We start from the raw sequence: 21,938 nt of genomic DNA, 5'->3' as shown, positions 1-21,938 counted from the left end.
CTTTTGTAAAGAAATTTGTCCCTGCGGCCCTGGCAGATCAGGTGGTTCCCACCATTACCTGCCCAACAGATATTGTTCAGGATGCAGGACCCCAATGTTTTATTTCGGTAACACTTACTGATCCAATTGCGTCTGATAATATTTCCACCGTATTTACTTTTGAAGGGGTCCGCAGCGATGGCGCTGCACTGGACGCTCCCTTTCCCATAGGCAATACTACTATCACCTGGACCGCCAAGGACGGGGCGGGCAATGTATCGGAACCCTGTGAGCACTTGGTTACTATTCAGGACAAAACACTTCCTATTATCACCTGTCCCATGAATATAACAGAGACCATAACCCAAGGTACCAATAAAATTATACCAATTGTAAATCCTATTGCATTGGACAATTGTAGCGCAGAATTTACCTATTTAGGAATACGCGGTGATGGGTTACCGTTAACGGATCCCTTTCCGCTGGGAGGCACAAATATTCAATGGACAGCGACGGATGGGGCTGGGAATACCTCCCAAAATTGTTTACAGCAGGTTATGGTTTCCTTAGCACAACCTCAGATCCTTTCTGTAACATCTTTTGTGTTAGTGGATGCTGATACCGACTTGGACATCATGACAATTACAAACGGAGCTATAATACATTTGGCCAGTTTGCCTACCACTAACTTGAATGTTCGGGCTAATACCACTTCCGATGTTCGAAGTGTCAGGCTGGTGCTTGCAGGTAATTTGATACACGGCAGTACGGAGAGTACGGCCCCTTATGCGCTATATGGTGACAGCATGGGGAATTATGCCGGGCAGGTATTTCCACTTGGAAATTACCGACTAACAGGTACGCCCTATTCAGCTGCAGCCCTTGGGGGTACTGTGGGAACGCCCTTGAACGTGAGTTTTGAATTGAGCAATAATCCGGCTTGTACAGATTTTACAGCTGAGGTAAGTTTGGCACCCTTTACGAACGTTCAGGATATAAGCCAGCCTTTCGCCCTAACAGGTGGTCTGCCAGCAGGCGGCACCTATAGTGGGATTGGGGTAAGTGGAGGGTTTTTTAGTCCATCTGTAGGAGCGGGAACCTACGCCATTAGCTATTCCATATCCAATGCAGCCGGATGTAGCAAGAGTACCTCGCAAAATATTACAGTAATCTCTAACGACGTGCTATCGGTCGCTAGTTATGTATTGGTTGATGCAGATACGGACCGGGACATTATGACAATCACAGATGGTGCAATCATATATAGGCCCAGCCTATCTACCACCAATCTAAACATTAGGGCAAATACGACTTCTGATGTAAGAAGTATACGTTTGGTTCTTTCCGGCACTTTGAATAACGGAAGAACTGAGAGTACCGCACCTTATGCCCTATACGGAGATAGCAATGGGAACTATGCTGGGCAGGTCTTCCCATTAGGAAATTACCGACTAATAGGAACACCTTATTCAGCAACGGGTCTAAGTGGAACTAAAGGATTATTAAAATCGATTAGTTTCAGTTTATCGGATGACTTATCCTGTTCAGATTTTACTACCGTGGTAAGCTTGGCGCCCCTTGCTAATGTCCAGGACACCAGCCAGTCTTTTGCCCTGACGGGAGGATTGCCTACTGGGGGTACCTATAGCGGGATAGGGGTAAGTGGAGGCAATTTTGATCCTTCTGTAGGAGCGGGAAACTATTCCATTATCTATACCATTACCAATGCTGCGGGATGTAGCAAGAGTACCTCACAGAATATTACAGTAATCTCAAACAATGTGCTATCAGTGTCTAGTTATGTATTGGTGAATGCTGATACGGATTTGGACATTATGACGATTTCCAATGGTAGCTCTATTGACCTAGGCGGGTTGTCTGCAACAAATTTGAACATTCGTGCAAATACCACGACTGATGTGCAGAGTATAAGACTGGTACTTTCCGGAACGCTGAAAATCAGTAGGACAGAGAGCGTTGCTCCCTATGCACTAAATGGAGACAGTAACGGTGATTATGCCGGTAGTATCTTTCCAATTGGCAATTATAGTTTAACGGGAACACCTTATTCAGCTGTTGGGCTCAGTGGTACATTGGGAACACCTTTGACCATTAATTTTGAATTGATCTCGGCTCCAGGATTACTGACAGCAAAACAGGTAAATAATATGAATATTGCTCCCAACCCCGCAAGTTATTCCGCTACAGCAAGTTTTAACCTTCCGATAAATGTAAAGACCATTATGGTATTTGATATGATAGGTCGGTTGGTGCGCACCTATAAAGCTGAGGAGGTTAAAAATAGGGATGGGTATGGTTTGGACCTGAACTTTATACAACCTGGAAATTATATTTTAAAAACAATAGATGATCAAGGCAATCAATACCAAAAGCAAATGGCCATTGATTATTAGTAAATACACCGAGGCCTGCCTCGGGATTAAAAAAAAAGCTGATATCTTGGGCGAGAGCTTTAGTGGATGTATTAATAAAAGTAATAGCGTTTGGTTCTTGCGATATCGTTTCATAATACACTTAATGGTAGTAACCCCAGATTACACGCCTGTATTTCTAAGACCCACCTTCCTTTTGAGGTGGGTCTTTGGCTTACCAAAAACTTGTTCTTGGATGTTCCAGGAACTTTTGTCCGATTGTGTACGATCTTATAAGTCCAATAAGCCAGTTTAAACGCATTAAGGCCTTTAAATCAAAGTCATTGCCACGTTAGTATATTTCCCTTAATTTTTATTTTAGAATAAATTCTAATGTTTTTAAAGAATACTATTTATATAATATTTTGCAATTAACTCTGGTGTATTTTTACATCCAGACTTACTTAAGATATTTTTTTTGTGAGTGTTAATAGTATGGGGAGATATAAAAAGTTGTTTTGCTATTTCATTAAATGTCTTTCCTTGAGCTAATATTTCAATAATTTCTTTTTCTCGTTTGGAAAAAATATCTTTAAAACGAATTTTAAATAAATCAACAGAATTTTTATCTATAATAGAATAACCCCCTGAAATTTTAGTGTAATGGTAGGATTGTTTTTTTGAACTTATAAAGGAAACGTTATGGTTAATAGGAATATTTAAATGAGTAATATCTGTATGAACGCATAATGATTGTTCAATTTTACCCTCGTTAGAAACACTAAAAATAGACGATTGATGTAAAAAGGTTTTATAAGTTCCATCCGCATGTTTCATCCGCATAACATATACCGTTTTGTATGAAAATAAATCTTCTTTTGGAATCTTGTTAAAAAAAAAGTCGAATACAAGCACTTCTTTTTCATTCATGGATGCAAGATCTTCAGGATGCATTCTTTCAAAGCAATTTTCCATAGAAAACTCTTCTGGTTCAATACCTAATAGGCCTCTTACGCCTTCGTGAACAAAGTCCATTGTAATATTCCCAAAATTTACAACGAAATAATAATAACTCCCTACAGCAAATAAGGTAGCAATTTGATCTATTATTTCTAAAAGAAGTTCTTTTTTTTTAGGTTGATTAATTGAATTTCTTTCGCTCCAAACACTAAAAACCTTGAGACTATCAGCTTTATTCATATTTATAATTAAGGGGGGATTAAAACAAAACCAATTATAAATGAAATTAGTACATTTATCAATATGAAAGAAGATAATTCTCCGTAGCTCCATAATTATTTACAGTACCTTTTCAAGCTTTTGGATTTCACTTTTGCGATAATATTTCGAAAGTTTCCTTAGCAGTCATAGAGACTAACCTCGCTCAAGTATGGTATCTTAAATTGCTTGAACTGCAATAAACCATTACTCATGCAATAAATTCCTTTAAGCGGTTTTGATTTTTGAAGAGACATCATCCACATTATTGATTACAATGATAACAATTTTGATCCTTTGAATTATCGAGTCGACATTAAGTTAAGGCCTTGTTAATAATTCTTTAAATAAGCTTACCAGGTAGGAATATTAGATTCCCTTATTTTTTGGTTTAGGAATAAATTGAGGCACGAAAAGTCGCGGAAAGTACACGGAAATTAGCATTGGGTTAAAACAGTGTATTTGTCTCTGGGACCACTTAAACCCCTCCTTTAATTTCCTCAACAATATATAACTTTACTTTGAAAACAATAGAAAATATTGCTTTGAGCCGATTAAAGTATCTAATCGGCTCATTTTTATATTTTGATTGAGCTAACAATTATCTAAAATTTGATGATGTAAGGGGTGAAGGCTCAAAAATATTTATCCATGGTTAAAACCTCCAGGGTGTAACGGTTTATAAAAAAAACTGAAGTAGCAATAATTTGTTAAAATAAGAAATTGAAAAGCATTAGCTTCAACAGGTCCAACTAAATTAGCACTAATATAAAAAGTTCATATTTGTGGTTGAAGTTCCTTAAACCAATTTTTCACTTTCGCTACTAAAGATAAGAAACATTATCACCTCATATTTCTTACCTAGTTTTTCTCTAAGAATTCCGAAGGCCTTGGTGATTTGAGCCTCTACTGTTTTTATAGAGACGTTGAGGTGTTCTGATATTTCAATATTCGTAAGGCCCTCCTTTTTACTTAAGATAAATATTCTCTGGCATTTTGGGGGTAGATTTTTAATTTCACTGTTCACGACGGTAATCAATCGTTCTAAAATGTTCTCATCAGATTCTTCTGCGACTTCACCTAGCGACTCTATATATTTTTGCTGTAATAACATCATCGCTTTATTTTTTTGATAATTGTTTATAAACTCATTGTAAACAGACTTGTATAGAAAGCTTTGTATGGAAAATTGTTTTTTTAGTTTTTTTCGTGATTTCCAGGTTCTCAAGAAGACATTTTGCACTATATCCTGAGCTTGGGCCTGATCATTTACTAAGGTTAGAGCATAGGCATTTAATCTTCTATGATAGGTGTCCAAAAGAAACATATACGCTTTCTCATTCCCAATTATGAGGTTTTCTACCAGAGCATCATTATCGTTAAAATTCATAAAAAGATGGTTTAATCTCAAAATATTACCAATTATAATGTGAATATAAAAAAATATTCAATCAAAAAGTTAGGGTATAGTAATTCTGTCTTGTATTATATTAAAGAATGGTTTAAAAATGATTTCCAAAGAAATAGAAAATCTAATTGTTAAATATTTATCCCAAGCTGCGACCGCAGAGGATTTGGATGTTCTTAATAATTGGATTGAAGATCATGAAAATCAACAGAGCTATAAGGACTTTATTAAAACTCATTTTGCAATCACTTTGGCAATGAATAATTCAGATATAAATAAAATTAAGGAAGAACTTAGAAAGGAGATGAGGAAAGGAAAGAGGCGATTCTATAGTCGAAGATTACTATCTGTAATGAAATATGCGGCTATTGCTATTTTTTTTATTGGTGTTGGAATCATCTGGCAGCAGGGTGTTTTTGATAAAACCGAGAATACGGTAATTGTTCCAAGAACTGATGCTATTACCCTTCAGTTGGAAAATGGGGATGTAAAAGTCATTGCGGAAGATGGAACTTCTCCAGTCCTAGATTCAAAAGGAAATGTAGTTGGTGTACGTAATGGGAATAAACTAGTCTATGGTGAGGGCAAAGACCAGAAATTGATTTATAGCACATTAAGCGTTCCAAATGGCAAACAATTTAATATTGTCCTTTCAGATGGTAGTAATGTGCACTTAAACTCAGGAAGTTCAATTAAATACCCAATTAGTTTCATAAAAGGGCAACGGCGTCAAGTATTTTTAACTGGTGAAGCTTTTTTTGAAGTTGCACATGACCAAGAACATGCTTTCATTGTTAATGCTCGGGGCTTAAATATTCATGTATATGGGACAAAATTTAATGTTTCCAACTACCCAGAAGACCGGGATACACAAGTAGTTTTGGTGGAGGGATTAGTTGGTCTTAGGGAATCCAATTCAGTAATAGGCGATAGGGCAGAAGTTTATCTTAAGCCAGGATATATGGGAATCTATAATAGGTCGGACTATAATATTTCCCAAGAGGAAGTGAATACCTCAATTTACACCTCTTGGATGAATGGAAATTTAGTTTTTAGAAATATTTCCTTTGAGAACATTATTGAAAAATTACAGAGGCATTATAATGTTGTAATAATAAATAACAATGAGAATTTGGCACACGAAACTTTTAATGCAACCATTGAAACAGAACATGAGACTATAGAGCAAGTATTTAAATATTTTAATAAAGTGTATCAAATTGAGTATAAGATAATAGAGAACAAAATCATAATCAACTAAACCAAAACAGCATATGCCTATGGATTAAATCAAGTAAGTAAATTCAATCACTTGACATATTTTGATTTTCATTTACTATCAAAAAAAAATCGGAAAATGCTGTAACATTTCCCGATTTTGTAAAGTGATCGCAACCTTTAAAAAGTATAACCACCAGTAAACATTCAAAATTATGAAAAAACCACCAAAGTCTGGGGTAATTATCCCATGGCGCTTAAAATTTGATTTAAAAATGAAGTTGTCACTTCTTTTTTTAATAACTGTTTCTTTTGTAATGCAGGCCAATTCGTCCTATTCCCAGAAGACCAAAATATCCTTGGATTTTGGGAATGCCTCAATGGAAGAGGTCATTGATGAAATCGAGGCCAATACCGAATTCAAGTTTATTTTTAATACTAAGACAGTAGATTTAAAGAAAAAGGTGTCTATTAATGTAAGAAGGGTTTCCATTAATCGTGTTTTGGATTTACTTTTTGGCCGGGAAGGAATTGGTTATGAGGTAGATGATCGCAAAATAATACTTACTAGGGTGAAAATTAAGGCATCGGTGATGGAAGTTGACAGAGCAGTGATTTTTGACTTACCTCAAATTCTGGTATCAGGCACAATTTCGGACCAAGATGGTACTCCGCTACCAGGAGCAAACATAGTGGAAAAAGGAACAACAAACGGGGTTACCGCAGATTTTGATGGCAAATTCTCCATTGAAGTGGCGAATGGCAATACCATATTGGTAATATCATATGTTGGTTTTGCATCAAAGGAGGTGTCGGTTAATGGACAATCGGAAGTTGTTGTTGCTTTAGTGGAAAGCGCAGCTGGGTTGGACGAAGTTGTAGTTACAGCCCTAGGTATTAAACAGGAAACCAGAAAACTAGGGTATTCGGTCTCCAAGGTCGATGCTGAGGAACTTAATATAAACAGGTCCTCCAACTTTATGAATGCTTTGCAGGGAAAAGTAGCAGGTGTTAATGTTTCCGCTTTAGGAACAGGGCCTGGTGGATCATCTAAAATCAGGATTCGTGGACAATCATCTATTTCTGGAACAAACAATCCATTGATCGTCGTCAACGGAGTTCCCATTGATAATACGAGTTTTGGAACTAACAGTGGCAGTAGCGGCAGTAGTGGTGAGGTGGGTACCAGTTCCGGCGGGGTCACCTCTGATGGTGGTGATGGCTTTTCCAGTATCAATCCCGATGACATTGAAAGTATGACCATATTGAAAGGTGCCACAGGGGCGGCACTTTATGGTTCACGGGCGAAGGATGGAGTTATCATGATTACCACAAAAACGCGCCGTTCAGGAAAAGGCATTGGTGTTACTTATAACTTAAGTGTTGCCAACCAAACCCCTTTGGATTATACTGACTATCAATATGAATACGGACAGGGGGAAAATGGGATACGGCCTACTACGGCAAATCCCACCTCAGGACAATGGTCCTTTGGCGAGAAATTTCAGACTGGAATGACCCATATATTGTTCGATGGTATAGAAGTGCCTTATGAACCAGTGTATGATAGGGTGAGAAAATTTTATAGGGATGGTTTGGACGTGACCAACTCGATTGCACTCTCTGGAGGAGGGGAGAAAGGGGGGTTTAATCTATCGCTATCCCGATTGAAAAGTGAAGGAATTACCCCAAATAATGAATTTGAACGTGTAAATGTTGGTTTGGGTGCCACTTATGATCTTTCCGACAAACTAAGTTTCAGTACAAATATCAGTTATTCAAATGAGGAAAACACCAATCCTCCCAACGTAGGTCAACAGGACAATACTATTCCGGTTGCCCTTTACAATTTGTCTAATTCCATGCCCTTGGACGTTTTAGATGCAAATAAGTTCAATGCCGACGGAGATGAGTTTGTCTATTCCCGTTTTAGGAACAGGACGAATCCTTATTTTACGTTGTCGGAGCAGTTTAACAATATCGTTCGTGACCGTATCTTTGGGAATGCTTCTCTAAAATACAACGTGCGTCCATGGTTATTTGGCCAATTACGTGTAGGTCAGGACTATTGGTCACGGGACCAGGATTATAATGGTTATCCAACGGGACAAGCCTCTAGGCCATCTGCTCCAGAAGGTTTTGCCAACGGAACATATACGCAGGAAGTACGAAGATTCCGTGAAACCAATGTTGATTTTCTACTTTCAGGCAACAAAAATTTGGGCGAAGATTTTGGTGTTGGTCTTACTATTGGTGGAAATAAAATGAAACGTCGAACCGATTTAAACCGTGTAAATGTGACGGACTTTGTTATTCGGGACCTATATACCGTGCAAAATGGTAGGGTAAAGGATCCTATTTATCATTTGGAAGAGCGTTCGGTAAATTCTTTGTATGGTTCCTTGGACGTTTCCTATCTTGAGACCTTTTATTTGAATGCTACTCTTAGAAACGATTGGTTTTCCACCTTGGCACCTGAAAACAGAAGTATATTATATCCTTCCTTGTCGGCAAGTTACGTGTTTTCGAATTCATTTGGTGAGCTCCCCGAATGGTTCTCTTTTGGAAAATTTAGAGTGGCCTATGCAGAGGTGGGCAGCGATACGGATGTTCCTCCCTATTCGGATGCGTTGTTCTATAATATCAATACTAATTTCTTTCTAGGTCCAGACGGAACACCTCAGCCCGTTGCAGGCGCCAATACTAGTACCCTTCCCAATCCTAATTTAAAGCCCATGCGAGTTACGGAATCAGAGATCGGACTGGACCTTCGCATGTTCGAATCGAGGGTAAATTTGGATCTTAGCGTATACCGTAAGACTACCTTCGATCAGATCATTCCTGCCCAAATATCGAATTCCTCTGGTTTTGTAAGTACCTTGATTAACAGTGGTGAGAGCCAAAGTGATGGTGTTGAGGCACTTTTGACGTTGATACCAATCAGGAATGCAGATTTTAAATGGGAACTCACATTAAATACGTCCTACAACAAAACGAAGGTAGTGAGTCTCCTAACTGACATGCCTGGCGAGAGCATTGTAGTTGGTAACCATACTTTCAATGGATTTCTTTACCAAGTTGTAGGTGAGGAAATAGGTCAACTTGCAGGCTTTGGGTATAAGTTCGATGATCAAGGTAGACAGATTTTTGGAGACGATGGGAGACCACTTCGTTCAGATGACATCGTATTTTTTGGTAGTTCCTTACCCAACTGGTTCGGGGGTATCACCAATAGTTTTCGTTACAAAGATTTCACTGCTTCCTTTCTGATCGACTTCAAATTAGGAGGCAAAATGATTTCAGGTACGAATTTTAACGCCACACGACATGGGCTGCATAAAATGACACTTCCGGGAAGGGATACCGGCGTTATTGGAGTCGGGGTCAATTCGGCTGGGGAACCCAACACAGTAGCAACCGAATCCCAACGCTATTGGGAAGTGGTAAGAACAAGTCAAATAATAGAACCTATCGTTTATGATAGTGGTTTTTGGAAATTTAGACAATTCAACATTGGGTATGATTTCCATAAATTTCTACCAGACGCATCTCCGATAACAGGGGCCACACTAAGTATTTTTGCGAACAATCTGTTCATAATAAAAAAATGGGTCCCAAATATTGACCCTGACTCCTTTGGTTATAGTTCAGATAACGTATCAGGATTGGAGTCCACTGGTGTTCCAACTACCCGTAGCCTAGGATTTAATCTCAATTTAAAATTTTAAAGACATAATATTATGAAAAATAGAATCAATAGCTTTTTAGTTTTCGTACTGGTCTTCCTTACAGTATCCTGTGAAAACAATTTTGATGAAATCAATACAAATACTGTTGACCCGACTAGTGATGTTGTAGACCCGGTGTATATAATCAATAACGCGATAATTGGGTTGTCGTTTCCAAGTGGGACCAATATTTATTACGATGCAGGGGTTGTACAGCAAATTGTCACTCCCAACTCCGGAATTATTTCTGGAGCCAATTTTAATCAGGATAATAGGGATGTGTCTGATGACCAGTGGCAGGATTACTATGAAAACGTAATCAAACATACCAGTGATGTTATTAATCAGATATCTGAAGCTTCAGATCGGGTGAATCTCCTTAGTATCACTCGGATTGTGGAAGCCTATGCCTTTAGTGTACTGACCGATGAATATGGGGATATTCCTTATTTTGAAGCGGGCAAGGGCTTTTCGGATCAGGTCGTATTGCCAGCCTATGACCAGCAACAGGTTATCTATTTAGACCTTATCAAAGAGTTAAATGAGGCGATTGCCGCCTTGAGTGATGGAGCTGATAAGATAGATGGGGAGATAATGTATGGCGGCAATCTAGATCAGTGGAGAAGATTGGGGAATTCCCTCTTATTAAGGATTGGGATGCGCCTTTCCAAGGTTGATGTTAGCCTTGCCCAGCAGACGGTAGCTAATGCATTTTCTTCAGGGGTAATGGAATCCAATGACGACAATTTCGTTGTGCGTCACGATAACAATTTTACAAATCCCTATGGTGGAGTGTTCAATGGTGGCGAAGCAAATAATTTCTATTTGGTGGAATCTTTCATTGATTTTTTGTCAACGAACAATGACCCAAGACTTGCTGCCTTGGCGATTCGATATGTCGGCGCAACCTCTGGGCCCGGGCAAACACTCGAGATCGCATCTAAAGACCCAGCAGACCAGGTGGGGATGCCGATGGGTTTTGATAACAGTACAATAGGGCAGGCAGTGGCCGATAGAGGATTGGCTAGTTTTTATGACTTCTCTCAGGTAGATCGGTTTACAATTGGAGCGAACAGCGCCCCAATGTTCTTATGCACTTACGGCCAGACGCAACTACTTTTGGCCGAGGCGGCCACTCGCGGTTGGATCGCAGGAAACCCAGCTAGTTTTTATGAAAATGGCGTGCGAGCTCATATGGAACAACTGGCAGCTTATGGAGAAAATAGTACCATTTCCAACACGGATATTGATGCCTACCTTGCAAACAACCTATTCGATGGAGCAAATGCTTACGAACAGATTAATAACCAGTATTGGGTGGCCTCCTTTTTGAATGGTCCAGAGGCATTTGCCAACTTTAGGCGGTCAGGCTTTCCTGAATTGACACCCAACCCATATCCTGGCCAGGACATTAGCAGCGACTTTATTCATAGACTTACCTATCCTGACTCTGAGATTGCTGTGAACAAAGCCAATCTAGATGCGGCCGTGGGCAGGATGGGACCAGATAAACTGGATACCCGCGTTTGGTGGGATAATTAATAGACTGCTCCGAACATTATGAATAAGATGGGGATGTGCCAAACGGTGTGTTCGATGGCGTCGTGAATATAAAAAAAACAAGTATAAAACATAATTTTATTTTAAAACCACTTTTATGAAAAATGTATTAAAAGAGATTATTTCCAAGAACAAAAAGGAGGAAGCGGATTATAAGGATTCACTTCAAAAGGAAATCATGAACCCCAAGACGGCGGATGCCCGGCGTAACTTCTTAAAGAAAACGGCCTTGGGAGGGATTGGCTTATCCAGTTTCATGGGTTATTCATTCGAGGATACTGTAGCAGCTACCACTTCAAAGGTGGCCAGGGCCTCAGCACCCTCAGACCTTAAGATAACCGACATGCGCTATGCGCTGACCAAAGTAATGGGAGGAACGGCCATTATTCGCATTGATACTAATCAGGGAATTTATGGTCTTGGAGAAGTAAGAGATGCCGCTGATGTTCGTTATGCTCTGATGCTCAAAAGCCGCATCCTTGGCCAAAACCCCTGTAACGTAGAAATGATTTTTAAGAGTATTAAACAATTTGGCGGTCCAGCCCGGCAAGCTGGAGGGGTCTGCGCAGTTGAAATGGCACTTTGGGACTTGTGTGGAAAGGCTTATAACGTTCCTGCCTGGCAGTTGTTGGGAGGAAGGTATCGTGATAAAGTACGTTTGTATGCTGACACCCCTGAAGCATCCTCCCCAGAAGAACAACAAAAACTTATCGATTTTAGAGTAAAAGAACAGGGCTATACCTGGCTTAAAATGGATGTGTCAATTGGAGAATTAAAGGGTATTCCAGGTACGGTGGTTAACGGGAAGTTTTGGGAGAATTCCCAACAAAATCTGGCTCAGTGGGGCGACAGAAAAAATTATATGTCCTACGGTAATACAATGCACCCCTTCACCCAAATCCAGATTACGGAGAAAGGCCTTGAGCACCTCCAAAAGGTCGTTGAAGATGTCAGGAATATGGTGGGATACGAGATTCCAATATCCACCGACCACTACGGGCATTTCGATTTGAATAACGGAATTAGGCTCGCCCGGGCGCTTGACAAATATCGATTGGCTTGGTTTGAGGACATGGTTCCTTGGCAGTATACGGAGCAATGGAAAACCATTTCAGATGCCATAGAAACCCCAACTACTACTGGGGAGGATATCCATTTCTTGGAGAATTTCAAACCGCTGATCCACAATCGGTCAGTGGATATTGTGCATCCCGACCTGGCATCTTCAGGAGGGTTACTTGAAACTAAACGTATTGGAGATTATGCAGAAGAATTTGGGATAGCTATGGCGATGCATCAGGCCGGTACTCCGGTATCCTTCATGGCTAATGTACACTGCGCCGCAGCAACTCAAAATTTCTTATCTCTTGAACACCATTCGGTAGATTTGCCTTGGTGGGAAGACCTTGTCACCATGGTGGATGGCGGAAAAATGATTGATAAAGGCTTTGCACCGGTATCGCTTACAGCACCCGGGCTAGGTATAGAGTTAAATGAGGAGGTCATCAAGAAACATCTTGACCCAAGAGATACGAGCTTCTTCAGGCCTACGCCTGAGTGGAACGAATTAAGATCTCATGACAGGACCTACAGTTAATCTCTATGAACTTAGGATTATGTGGGAAATGAACACTTACCATTAGTATATTTTTATGATAATTTAGTTTTATCCAAGGAGACCTCGGGAAGAAAACTCTCGGGGCCCTTTGGTTAGAAAGGACAATAACCATTTAATAGTCTAGTAAGAATATTTATTCGCATTAGGGTTAGGAAAGGTAGGTATATGTTTTTTGCAGGGCGTGGCAGTTTGCTATGGACTTACTTTCTGGTATTAATATTAAAGTATTCTTAAGAAACATCAACAATTAACTATGAGACAGAACATGAGTTTATGCCTTGCACTAGTGGCAAGTATTTGGTATGCAGGAGCCCAAAGCGTTGGGGCATCCCCAGAATATGTAAAAGCTATAACCTCCCAATGGGAAGGTGAACGTCTAGTGGACGGCCGCCCTAAGGTTTCGGATTTGGTTCTAGACCAACTAAAAAAAGCCACCTTGGAACAGATTTGGGGATACATGTATCATAAGGGTTATCGTAACCAAGTTGCCAAGGACTGGATTATCTTGAAACCGGGAGAAACCATGACCGGGCGGGTGGTGACCACCCAGTTCATGCCGACTAGGCCAGACTTAGACAGTATTGTGAAGGCAGCGGGTAAATTAGAGGGGCGTTCCCAGCAAGGGGGCATAAATATTTGGCCTATAGACATATTGACAAAAGGAGATATTTATGTAGCCGATGGTTACGGAAAAGTCAAGGATGGTACACTAATTGGCTCCAGTCTTGGAAACGCAATATATGGCAGGACTGGTAGGGGCGTTATTTTTTATGGCTCTGTTCGGGACATGCAGGAATTGAAAGATACCGAAGGTTTTAACGCATGGGTCAAAGGGCATGACCCCTCCTATATCAAGGACATGACCCCGACTTCGATTAATATGCCCATCCGAATTGGTGAAGTGACGGTTTTTCCAGGTGATGTGGTTTTTGCTAATGAGTATGGCGTAGCGTTTATACCTGCGCATATGGTACAAGCGTTGGTCTCAGCCTCAGAACTTACTTCGCTGAGAGACGAATTCGAAAGGTTTTTATTACAGCAAGCGAAATATCCAAGTGGTGAAATTCATGGAGATTGGTCGGACAAGATAAAAAATGAATATAGGGCCTGGTTTTCCAAACATCCAGGAGAACTTACTGTGACTAAACAAGATATTGAAGCCTACTTGTCTCGTATGGGGAAGGAATAATACCCAAAACCCTGGAAATCGGGGGATAAATGAATTAAAAATGGAATTTTAATCTAAGCTATGAAAAGTTACCAAGAACTACTGATAATCGTTTTTTTCTTTCTCTTACAAACCAATGTGATATCAGCACAGACCCTTCCAAAGGAGGAGCTCATTTTTTTGACCTCCGAATGGAAAGGGGCACGTTTCGATGACGGCCGCCCCAAGATTTCGGACGACCTTTTGGAGCGAGCAAAAAAGATCGGTATCGATGATGCCTGGACGGTCCTTGAAAATGAAGGATACAAGAACCAGTTTGAGGGCAATTGGAAAATGGTCCATAACGATGTTCCCATTGTAGGTAGGGCACTTACTGCATTGTTCATGCCTAGTCGCCCCGATGTGGAGAAGAACATCAAGGCAAGGGGAATAAGTTCACAAGGTAGGAAGGGCAACACCAATTCCTGGCCTATAGAGGTGCTTACCAAGGGGGATGTATATGTGGCCGATAGTTTTGGCAAGATCGACGCGGGTACCCTTATGGGAGCTACATTGGCAACCTCCATTTACAGCAAGTCCGGTAACGGGGTAGTTTTTAATGGCAGTGCAAGGGACCTAGAGAGCATAAGCCAAATGGAAGGGTTCAATGCCTTTGTACGCGATTTTCACCCATCCTTTCTTGAGGAGGAAGTGCTCATGGGGCTCAACACGCCCATACGGATCGGCCACGTAATGGTATTGCCCGGTGATCTTGTCCTTGCCAAAAGGGAGGGTGTACTTTTTATTCCAGCTCACTTGGCGGAACAGGTAGTGGGTACTGCCGAGTTTGTGGCCCTTAAAGACCAGTTTGGCTTTGAGATGGTAAGGACCAAGAAATATTCCACTGGCGAGATAGACAGCCAATGGACAGAACAGTTAAAAAAGGAATTCTTGGTATGGTTGGGCAAACACCCCGAATTGGCAAGAATGTCCAAAGAGACGCTGGACAAGGTTTTAAGCAAAAGGACATGGTAATGGGACAACGTAAATTTATGAAAATGATAGACTTGAACGGTATTGAAAAAATAAGAGGCTTTTGGATTACTATATTGTTCGCTCTGTTTGTTTTGATGGGGTGCAAACAAAATGAAAAGCAAGCAAAAGACATAACCTCTACCGATACTATGGAGCTGGGACAAGATTCTGCTACGACCGATGAAGTTCAACATGCCGTTATGGCTTTCAATATTGCCATGGTAGACCCGACCGTGGAACTAATGGAAGCTCTTTGCGCAGAGGAACTTACCTATGGGCATTCGAGCGGACTGATCCAGGACAGGGCGGCTTTCATAGATGATATCGTGAATGGCCCATTCAATTTTTTGTCTGTGGAGGCCCCTGATCAGACTATCCATATTTCAGGGAACACGGTCATTGTCAGACACATTTTCTTGGCCAGGGCCACCAATGAAGGGGAGCCTGTAGATATCCGTATCGGAAATGTACAGGTATACCAAAAAGGAAAGGACAGCAAGCTCAGACTTTTGGCCAGACAGGCCTATAAATTGCCCAACTAGGACCATAATAACCTAAACCAAACTATTTTGAAAAAATTGAATATTTATTCCATTAGCCTAGGCATGGCCTCCTTATTGTTGCTGTTCATACTTGGGATGGTCTTTAGGGGTAACATTGAACATGCCGGTCTTTTGATAATGGCGTTTTTTGCACTCTTGGCCCTTGGCTTCAGTGGATACAAATCCTTGAACAGTTATGTTTTTACCGCCTCTATATTTGCGGGAGTGGTACTGGCGCTGTATTACCCCGAATATTTTTTGCAGATCGGGGATTTTAAACTTACGGGACTGATCATACCCTTGATCCAGCTAATTATGTTCGGCATGGGGACTTCCATGAAACTGGGCGATTTTGCAGAAGTTATTAAGTCGCCCAAAGGGGTCTTGGTAGGAGTCTCCGCCCAGTTGGGAATTATGCCCCTAATGGGCTTTGCTCTGGCAAAATATAGCAATTTCCCACCGGAGATCGCGGCAGGGATCGTTCTGATCGGTTGTTCTCCTAGTGGGGTGGCCTCCAATGTAATGGCCTATTTGGCCAAGGCCAACTTGGCACTTTCCATCACTATTACCTCCATCTCTACCATTCTTGCACCCTTTATAACTCCGCTTCTTATGAAGTTCTTGGCTGGGGAATTTATAGAAATAGATGTGCTGGATATGATGTGGAGTATTGTAAAGATGATTATTTTACCCCTGGGTGTTGGACTTTTCTTTAACCGTTTGCGGGGAGATAAGGCAAAATGGTTGGACAAGGCACTACCCGTAATTTCCATGCTGGGTATTGGACTTATCATTATTGTAATTACGGCAGCGGGAAGGGACAGCCTTTTGGATATCGGCGGAATCTTGATGTTATTGGTGCTTATACACAACCTATTTGGCTATATGCTGGGGTATTGGTACGCTCGCCTATTGAAATTGAAGGAACAGGATGCACGCACGATTGCTTTGGAAGTGGGAATGCAAAATGGAGGGCTTGCCTCAGGGATAGCCAATTCATTGGGCAAGATAGCGACCATGGGACTGGCCCCAGCGGTATTTGGGCCATTGATGAACATTACGGGATCTATACTGGCAACCTATTGGCACAAAAAAGAAACTAAGCCTTCTAGAGTCTATGGAGAGAGACATTACAAAGAAAAAAATACAGTAATTTGAGTTGAGTTAGTTTAGTTGATAAAGGAACAATGGGAAACTGTTGTTCCTTTTTTTTGTTTTACTGTCCTAGACCGAAACAGGTAGGTGAGCCGGACATTCTTCGGAACAAGAGATAAAAATCGTGCAGCGATTGGTAAAGCAGCTAAAGGATAGTGCCGCCATTTTCGCCGATCAATGCCTGGATGATTTGATAGAACCTGAATTGGCTCAGATTGTGGTAAGTAACTTGCTGGTAATCCACCGGTCCAGACAAAAGTTATTTGGAATAAGACCTAAATTGTTATTTTAAACATAACATCCACTTATTTAATTATGCAATTATAATTTTTGGTCTTGATTTAAAAAAATAAATTGTAATATTATAAATTATTAGTAAGTTTAGGGCATGTTTTTTTTGAATTCAATAAAGAGGTTTCTCTGTGAGTAGAACTAGCGGGGATAAAACTGCCGAAAAAGTAGCTGCATTAAGTTCCGGAGATGAGTCCGCATTTAGATGGTTGTTCGATCATTATCACAATGATATTCTTGCATATAGTACCAAACTTGTCAAACAAAGGGTCCAGGCCGAGGAAATTACCCAAGATGTCTTTGTCAAGGTCTGGTCCTATCGCGAGAAACTCAATCCCAACCTATCCTTTAAATCCTTCCTCTTTACCATTACCAAGAATTTTTGTTTTAATTTTCTGAAGAAAGCCGCTCAGGACAGGTTTTTGGCGCACAATGTTTTTTATGAAAGCCAGTTATCGAGCGTTTCTTCTGATAATGGACTGGCAGAGGCAGATTTGGAAAAGCTTCAAAATGGAGCTATCGCTGCCTTACCGCCCCGTTGTAGACAGATTTATACGATGTCGCGCAATCATGGGAAAAGCTACGAGGAAATCGGGTCTGAACTTGGGATTTCCCCAAATACCGTAAAAAATCAGATGAGCAAGGCCCTGTCGATTATCCGGGATTACCTTATGCTGCATGGTGATATTGTTCTCTTGCTGTCAATATTGTTAATTATAAATTGATTCATTACTTAATTAACATAAAAAAGCACTTCAATTTATAAATTTAACAATTCTCGGGATAGTCCGTTCTTATTGGGATGTCCGCATTTTTCCTGATTATTTCTTAATGTTTACGTAAATATTTATTAAAACTGCATAGTAGTCGGCCGGCTCTGGATTGTATTATAGGAGGGAACCTTGTTCTGATAGGACGAGGGTAGTCAGGTATTGTTTAGGGTGGCCTGTAATTTCGAGAATATACCAGAATGGTCAGTTCTCGCGAAACTTTCAAATCCTCAGGAAAAAGGCTCGTCTTGCGCAAAACGAACTCTTTAATTATGCCGATTAAGGCGAAGAAAGGAAATAACTTAAATGAATGTATAATGGAAAAAAAATCAGAAGATGAAATAACAACGAACATTTAACCATAAAAAAAAGCGGGGAATGTTGCTGCATTCCCCGCTTAACTAGTGTGGTCGATTAAAACGAGTATCAACCAAAATTCGAGATTTCAAAGGTATGAAAAAACGATTACAATGCATATCAGTGCCTATTTTCTTATTAAATTTTGATCTAAAAATGAAGCTCTCACTCCTGCTTATTTTTACATCTCTTTTTCTCCTACGGGCCAACAACTCTTATTCCCAGAAAACGGTGACCCTTGACCTCAATGGTGTAGAGGTTTCACATTTGTTGAGAATCATCGAAAGTCAGACCGATTTTCGATTTGTCTATAAGATTAAGGATGTTGACCTGTATCGGAAAATAAAACTTAAAGTGGAAAATGAGGAAATTCAATTGGTTTTGGATAAGGTCTTCCGCGAGACCCGGACCGATTACAAGGTTTTTAATGAACAGATATTTTTAACATCCCGAAAAAATAAACTTTCGGGCAAACTTTCCAACCTGCATGGGGTTGAACAGGAAACCATAACGGTAAGCGGTACCATTACCGATGTCGACACGGGCAAACCAGTTGTCGGGGCCAATATTATTGAAAAAGGAACCACTAATGGGGTGATGACGGATTTTGATGGTAATTATGTCATCAAGGTGCCGGAAGATGCTACCTTGATCGTGAGTTACATTGGTTTTGGGACACAGACCTTTATGTTGAACGGCCGAAGTACCATTGATGTAGTGCTGACTGGTGAGGCTGCCGTGCTTGACGAGGTTATCATCGTGGGGTATGGTACACAAAAGAAAGAAAGTGTTGTAGGATCCATAGTTCAGGTGAGCGGCGAAAAATTGATGCAATCGGGAGGAGTGTCCACAGTAGGGCAGGCTCTTACTGGACGATTGCCCGGTGTTACGACCATATCATCAACTGGGCGACCAGGGGATGAATCTCCCGAAATATACATACGGGGTCAAAGTACTTGGAACGGGGGTGGCCAGCCTTTAATCTTGGTAGATGGGATTGAACGTAGTATGAACGATATTGACACGGGCGACATTGAGAGTCTGTCTGTATTAAAGGATGCTTCTGCTACCGCCGTTTTTGGGGTAAAGGGGGCGAACGGGGTTATCCTTATAACGACTAAACGCGGGGCCAAGGGGAAAGCACAACTTTCCTTTTCTGCCAGTACGGCCCTAAAAATACCTTCAAAATTACCCGAAAAATATGATTCGTACGATAGCTTTTTGGTGGCCAATGAGTCTATTGAAAGAACCGTACCCGTGAAAGAAGAGGCCTGGAGGAATTATACGCCGTTGGATGTAATCGAAAAATACCGTAACCCTGCGAATGATTTGGAGCGCACCTTGTACCCGAACGTGGATTGGGTGGACGCCACTCAAAAGGATTACGCCCTAGATCATAGGATTAACCTATCGGTTAGTGGAGGTACTGATTTTGTGAAGTATTTTGGTGCCCTTACATATCAACATGTCGGGGATATCTTCGATGGTGGCAAATATGATAACGGCAGAGGATATGAAGCCAATTTTGACTATGACCGATTCAATTATAGGAGCAATATTGATTTTGATATTACCCCCACCACACGTTTTTCGGTGAACCTATCGGGGTATTACGGCATTCAACAAGGAAATGAGGCCAACCGGTTGTTACTATATAGCAGTATCTATGCACTGGCACCTAATTTGTTCTATCCAGTTTTTGATGATGGTACCTATGGACGGACCGCGATCTCAGACTTTGAGCTTGCCAATCCCGCCGAACTGTTGTCGGCCAAAGGCTCTACGCAAAGCCATAGGGTACAGGTGAACAGCGATTTTGTCTTGACTCAAAAGCTTGACTTTCTCCTAAAAGGGTTGAGTTTTAGGGGTTCCCTATCTTATGATAATAATTTTAGTGGCTCTGGGGGTGTTAAGGAAGATAATCCCGGAGGTAGCGTAAACGTAATCTATAAAATTTATAATCCGGACGGGACGGAACAATTGCTTTCGCCCATAGGGGTTAACCAATTTGACTTTGTAATCAAACCATGGTATCTGGATCCCTTGACCATTGATGACTCGGGCACCAGCAGGCGTTTGTTCTACCAGCTATCTCTTAATTACGATAAAACTTTTGCCGAAAAGCACAATACTACGGCGTTGATGCTGATGAACAGGGAGGAATACGCCATTGGTAGCATGTTTCCCCGATATCGCGAAGATTGGGTAGGACGTGTCACCTATAATTACGATAACCGGTACTTTATTGATGTGAATGGGGCCTATAACGGATCGGAGAAATATGGTCCGGGTTATAAGTTTGAATTATTCCCCTCTGTAGCCTTGGGTTGGATGGTTAGCAACGAGCCTTTTTTGGAAAATTCCACTTGGTTGGACAAATTTAAAATCAGGGGCTCTTACGGAATTGTTGGAGATGATAGTTCAGGCAATAGATGGGCTTATATTTCGCAATGGGCCAGCGGAGGAAAGGCCTTTATGAACAATTCAAACCTGTGGGGGGCTAAATCGCCCTATACTTTCTATAAGGAGAGTGTAATCGGAAACCAATTTCTGCAATGGGAAACTTCGGAAAAGGCCAACGTAGGGTTTGAATTTAGCATGCTTAAAAATGCGATCAGTTTGGAACTGGACCTTTTTAAGGAAGATCGACACGACATCATTGTACCTGCGAACAATCGAAGCGTACCCAGTTTTATAGGCTTTGATCCGGCTGATGTAAATATTGGGGAAACTACGGTAGAGGGGGTCGAATTGACCCTTAACCTAAAACATCAATTAACCGTTAATTGGAACGTATGGTCTGAGTTTACCTTTACCAAGGCCAAGGATGAAATTATTTATAAGGAAGATCCCGAATTAAAGGAAGCCTATCAAAAAAGTCAGGGCTTTGCCATTGGCCAGCCACGGGAAGTGATCAGGGGCGAATTGATGACCTCTTGGGACGAGGTGTACGGGTCTACGCCAATGAATAACAACCAAGCGTCCCGTCGACCCGGTTTTTACGATGAGATAGATTTTAATTCGGACGGACTCGTAAACGGAGATGACAATGCTCCCTACGGATATACTGTTCGGCCCCAAAATTCCTACAGCCTTGGTCTCGGGACCGGGTATAAAAATTGGTCATTTATGGTGCAGTTTTACGGGGTGAACAATGTGAACAAACTCTATGAAGATCGCACCTTTGTAGGGGAGAAGCCCTTGTTCTTCGAATTTAAATCTGATTATTGGAGCGTAGACAATCCCAGGGGTACCGAGGTGCTTCCCTCGTGGGCCAGTGCCGCCGGAGGAACCGATTCCTATCGAAATTGGTACGATTCTTCCTTTGTAAGGTTAAACAACCTCGAGTTGGGATACACCTTTAAAACGGAACAGGGAAGTCAATACAAGTTGTATGTGAGCGGTAATAATTTGGCGTTCTGGTCCGATCTTCCAGATGACCGGCAGAATAATACCGGCAATCAAGATCAATTCCGTGGCAACTACCCTACCTTCAAAAGATTCAATTTGGGGCTTAATATTAACTTTTAAGGAAGAAAA

14 protein-coding genes are annotated in these 21,938 nt (G+C 41.1%); 12 read left to right on the top strand and 2 right to left on the bottom strand.

All coding sequences use genetic code 11. From position 1 onward, the window contains the following. Positions 1-2,393, top strand: a 2,393-nt coding sequence (locus MWU78_RS18560; protein ID WP_247000562.1) for an HYR domain-containing protein, incomplete at its 5' end; no start/stop codon positions are given. A 357-nt stretch (positions 2,394-2,750) separates the two neighbouring features. Here MWU78_RS18560 and MWU78_RS18555 read toward each other — a convergent pair. Continuing rightward, positions 2,751-3,551, bottom strand: coding sequence for a LuxR C-terminal-related transcriptional regulator (locus MWU78_RS18555; protein WP_247000560.1), 801 nt, complete (start codon positions 3,549-3,551; stop codon positions 2,751-2,753). Between the two features lie 817 nt (positions 3,552-4,368). Further along, positions 4,369-4,959, bottom strand: a complete 591-nt coding sequence (locus MWU78_RS18550; protein ID WP_247000558.1) for an RNA polymerase sigma-70 factor — start codon at positions 4,957-4,959, stop codon at positions 4,369-4,371. A gap of 118 nt (positions 4,960-5,077) precedes the next feature. On the opposite strand from MWU78_RS18550, the gene MWU78_RS18545 reads away from it, so the two are divergent. The 11 genes from MWU78_RS18545 (at position 5,078) to MWU78_RS18495 (ending at position 21,929) form a co-directional block, all read left to right on the top strand. Then, a complete protein-coding gene (locus tag MWU78_RS18545; protein WP_247000557.1) occupies positions 5,078-6,238 on the top strand; it encodes a FecR family protein in 1,161 nt (386 codons plus the stop codon). 172 nt (positions 6,239-6,410) lie between these two features. Next, the gene (locus MWU78_RS18540) at positions 6,411-9,923 is read left to right on the top strand and encodes a SusC/RagA family TonB-linked outer membrane protein (RefSeq protein WP_247000555.1); all 3,513 of its coding nucleotides are present in this window, start codon (positions 6,411-6,413) and stop codon (positions 9,921-9,923) included. A gap of 12 nt (positions 9,924-9,935) precedes the next feature. Beyond that, positions 9,936-11,465, top strand: a complete 1,530-nt coding sequence (locus tag MWU78_RS18535; protein WP_247000553.1) for a SusD/RagB family nutrient-binding outer membrane lipoprotein — start codon at positions 9,936-9,938, stop codon at positions 11,463-11,465. A gap of 115 nt (positions 11,466-11,580) precedes the next feature. After that, positions 11,581-13,080 (top strand): mandelate racemase/muconate lactonizing enzyme family protein, encoded by a 1,500-nt coding sequence (locus MWU78_RS18530; RefSeq protein ID WP_247000551.1) that lies wholly within the window; start codon positions 11,581-11,583, stop codon positions 13,078-13,080. A gap of 274 nt (positions 13,081-13,354) precedes the next feature. Next, complete coding sequence (locus tag MWU78_RS18525) at positions 13,355-14,290, top strand: RraA family protein (protein ID WP_247000550.1); 936 nt, start codon at positions 13,355-13,357, stop codon at positions 14,288-14,290. A gap of 60 nt (positions 14,291-14,350) precedes the next feature. Then, positions 14,351-15,283, top strand: a complete 933-nt coding sequence (locus MWU78_RS18520; protein ID WP_247000548.1) for an RraA family protein — start codon at positions 14,351-14,353, stop codon at positions 15,281-15,283. Continuing rightward, the gene (locus tag MWU78_RS18515) at positions 15,283-15,825 is read left to right on the top strand and encodes a nuclear transport factor 2 family protein (RefSeq protein ID WP_247000545.1); all 543 of its coding nucleotides are present in this window, start codon (positions 15,283-15,285) and stop codon (positions 15,823-15,825) included. The genes MWU78_RS18520 and MWU78_RS18515 overlap by 1 nt, the downstream gene beginning before the upstream one ends. Positions 15,826-15,852: 27 nt before the next feature. Next, positions 15,853-16,983 (top strand): bile acid:sodium symporter family protein, encoded by a 1,131-nt coding sequence (locus MWU78_RS18510; RefSeq protein ID WP_247000543.1) that lies wholly within the window; start codon positions 15,853-15,855, stop codon positions 16,981-16,983. Between the two features lie 121 nt (positions 16,984-17,104). Next, positions 17,105-17,272, top strand: coding sequence for a GatB/YqeY domain-containing protein (locus MWU78_RS18505; protein ID WP_247000541.1), 168 nt, complete (start codon positions 17,105-17,107; stop codon positions 17,270-17,272). Between the two features lie 130 nt (positions 17,273-17,402). Next, a complete protein-coding gene (locus MWU78_RS18500) occupies positions 17,403-17,996 on the top strand; it encodes an RNA polymerase sigma-70 factor (protein WP_247000540.1) in 594 nt (197 codons plus the stop codon). Between the two features lie 558 nt (positions 17,997-18,554). Further along, a complete protein-coding gene (locus MWU78_RS18495) occupies positions 18,555-21,929 on the top strand; it encodes a TonB-dependent receptor (RefSeq protein ID WP_247000538.1) in 3,375 nt (1,124 codons plus the stop codon). Positions 21,930-21,938 lie beyond the last annotated feature (9 nt).

The organism is Arenibacter sp. F26102 (assembly GCF_023015865.1).
Classification (GTDB): Bacteria; Bacteroidota; Bacteroidia; order Flavobacteriales; family Flavobacteriaceae; genus Arenibacter.
Note: the sequence above shows the minus strand (reverse complement) of the source record. Positions and strands in the feature narration are given on the sequence as shown.

Bases quoted from the DNA above. Each gene is read 5' to 3' on its own strand.
- MWU78_RS18555 (WP_247000560.1), bottom strand. From the start codon at position 3,551: ATGAATAAAGCTGATAGTCTCAAGGTTTTTAGTGTTTGGAGCGAAAGA.
- MWU78_RS18550 (WP_247000558.1), bottom strand. From the start codon at position 4,959: ATGAATTTTAACGATAATGATGCTCTGGTAGAAAACCTCATAATTGGG.
- MWU78_RS18545 (WP_247000557.1), top strand. From the start codon at position 5,078: ATGATTTCCAAAGAAATAGAAAATCTAATTGTTAAATATTTATCCCAA.
- MWU78_RS18540 (WP_247000555.1), top strand. From the start codon at position 6,411: ATGAAAAAACCACCAAAGTCTGGGGTAATTATCCCATGGCGCTTAAAA.
- MWU78_RS18535 (WP_247000553.1), top strand. From the start codon at position 9,936: ATGAAAAATAGAATCAATAGCTTTTTAGTTTTCGTACTGGTCTTCCTT.
- MWU78_RS18530 (WP_247000551.1), top strand. From the start codon at position 11,581: ATGAAAAATGTATTAAAAGAGATTATTTCCAAGAACAAAAAGGAGGAA.
- MWU78_RS18525 (WP_247000550.1), top strand. From the start codon at position 13,355: ATGAGACAGAACATGAGTTTATGCCTTGCACTAGTGGCAAGTATTTGG.
- MWU78_RS18520 (WP_247000548.1), top strand. From the start codon at position 14,351: ATGAAAAGTTACCAAGAACTACTGATAATCGTTTTTTTCTTTCTCTTA.
- MWU78_RS18515 (WP_247000545.1), top strand. From the start codon at position 15,283: ATGGGACAACGTAAATTTATGAAAATGATAGACTTGAACGGTATTGAA.
- MWU78_RS18495 (WP_247000538.1), top strand. From the start codon at position 18,555: ATGAAGCTCTCACTCCTGCTTATTTTTACATCTCTTTTTCTCCTACGG.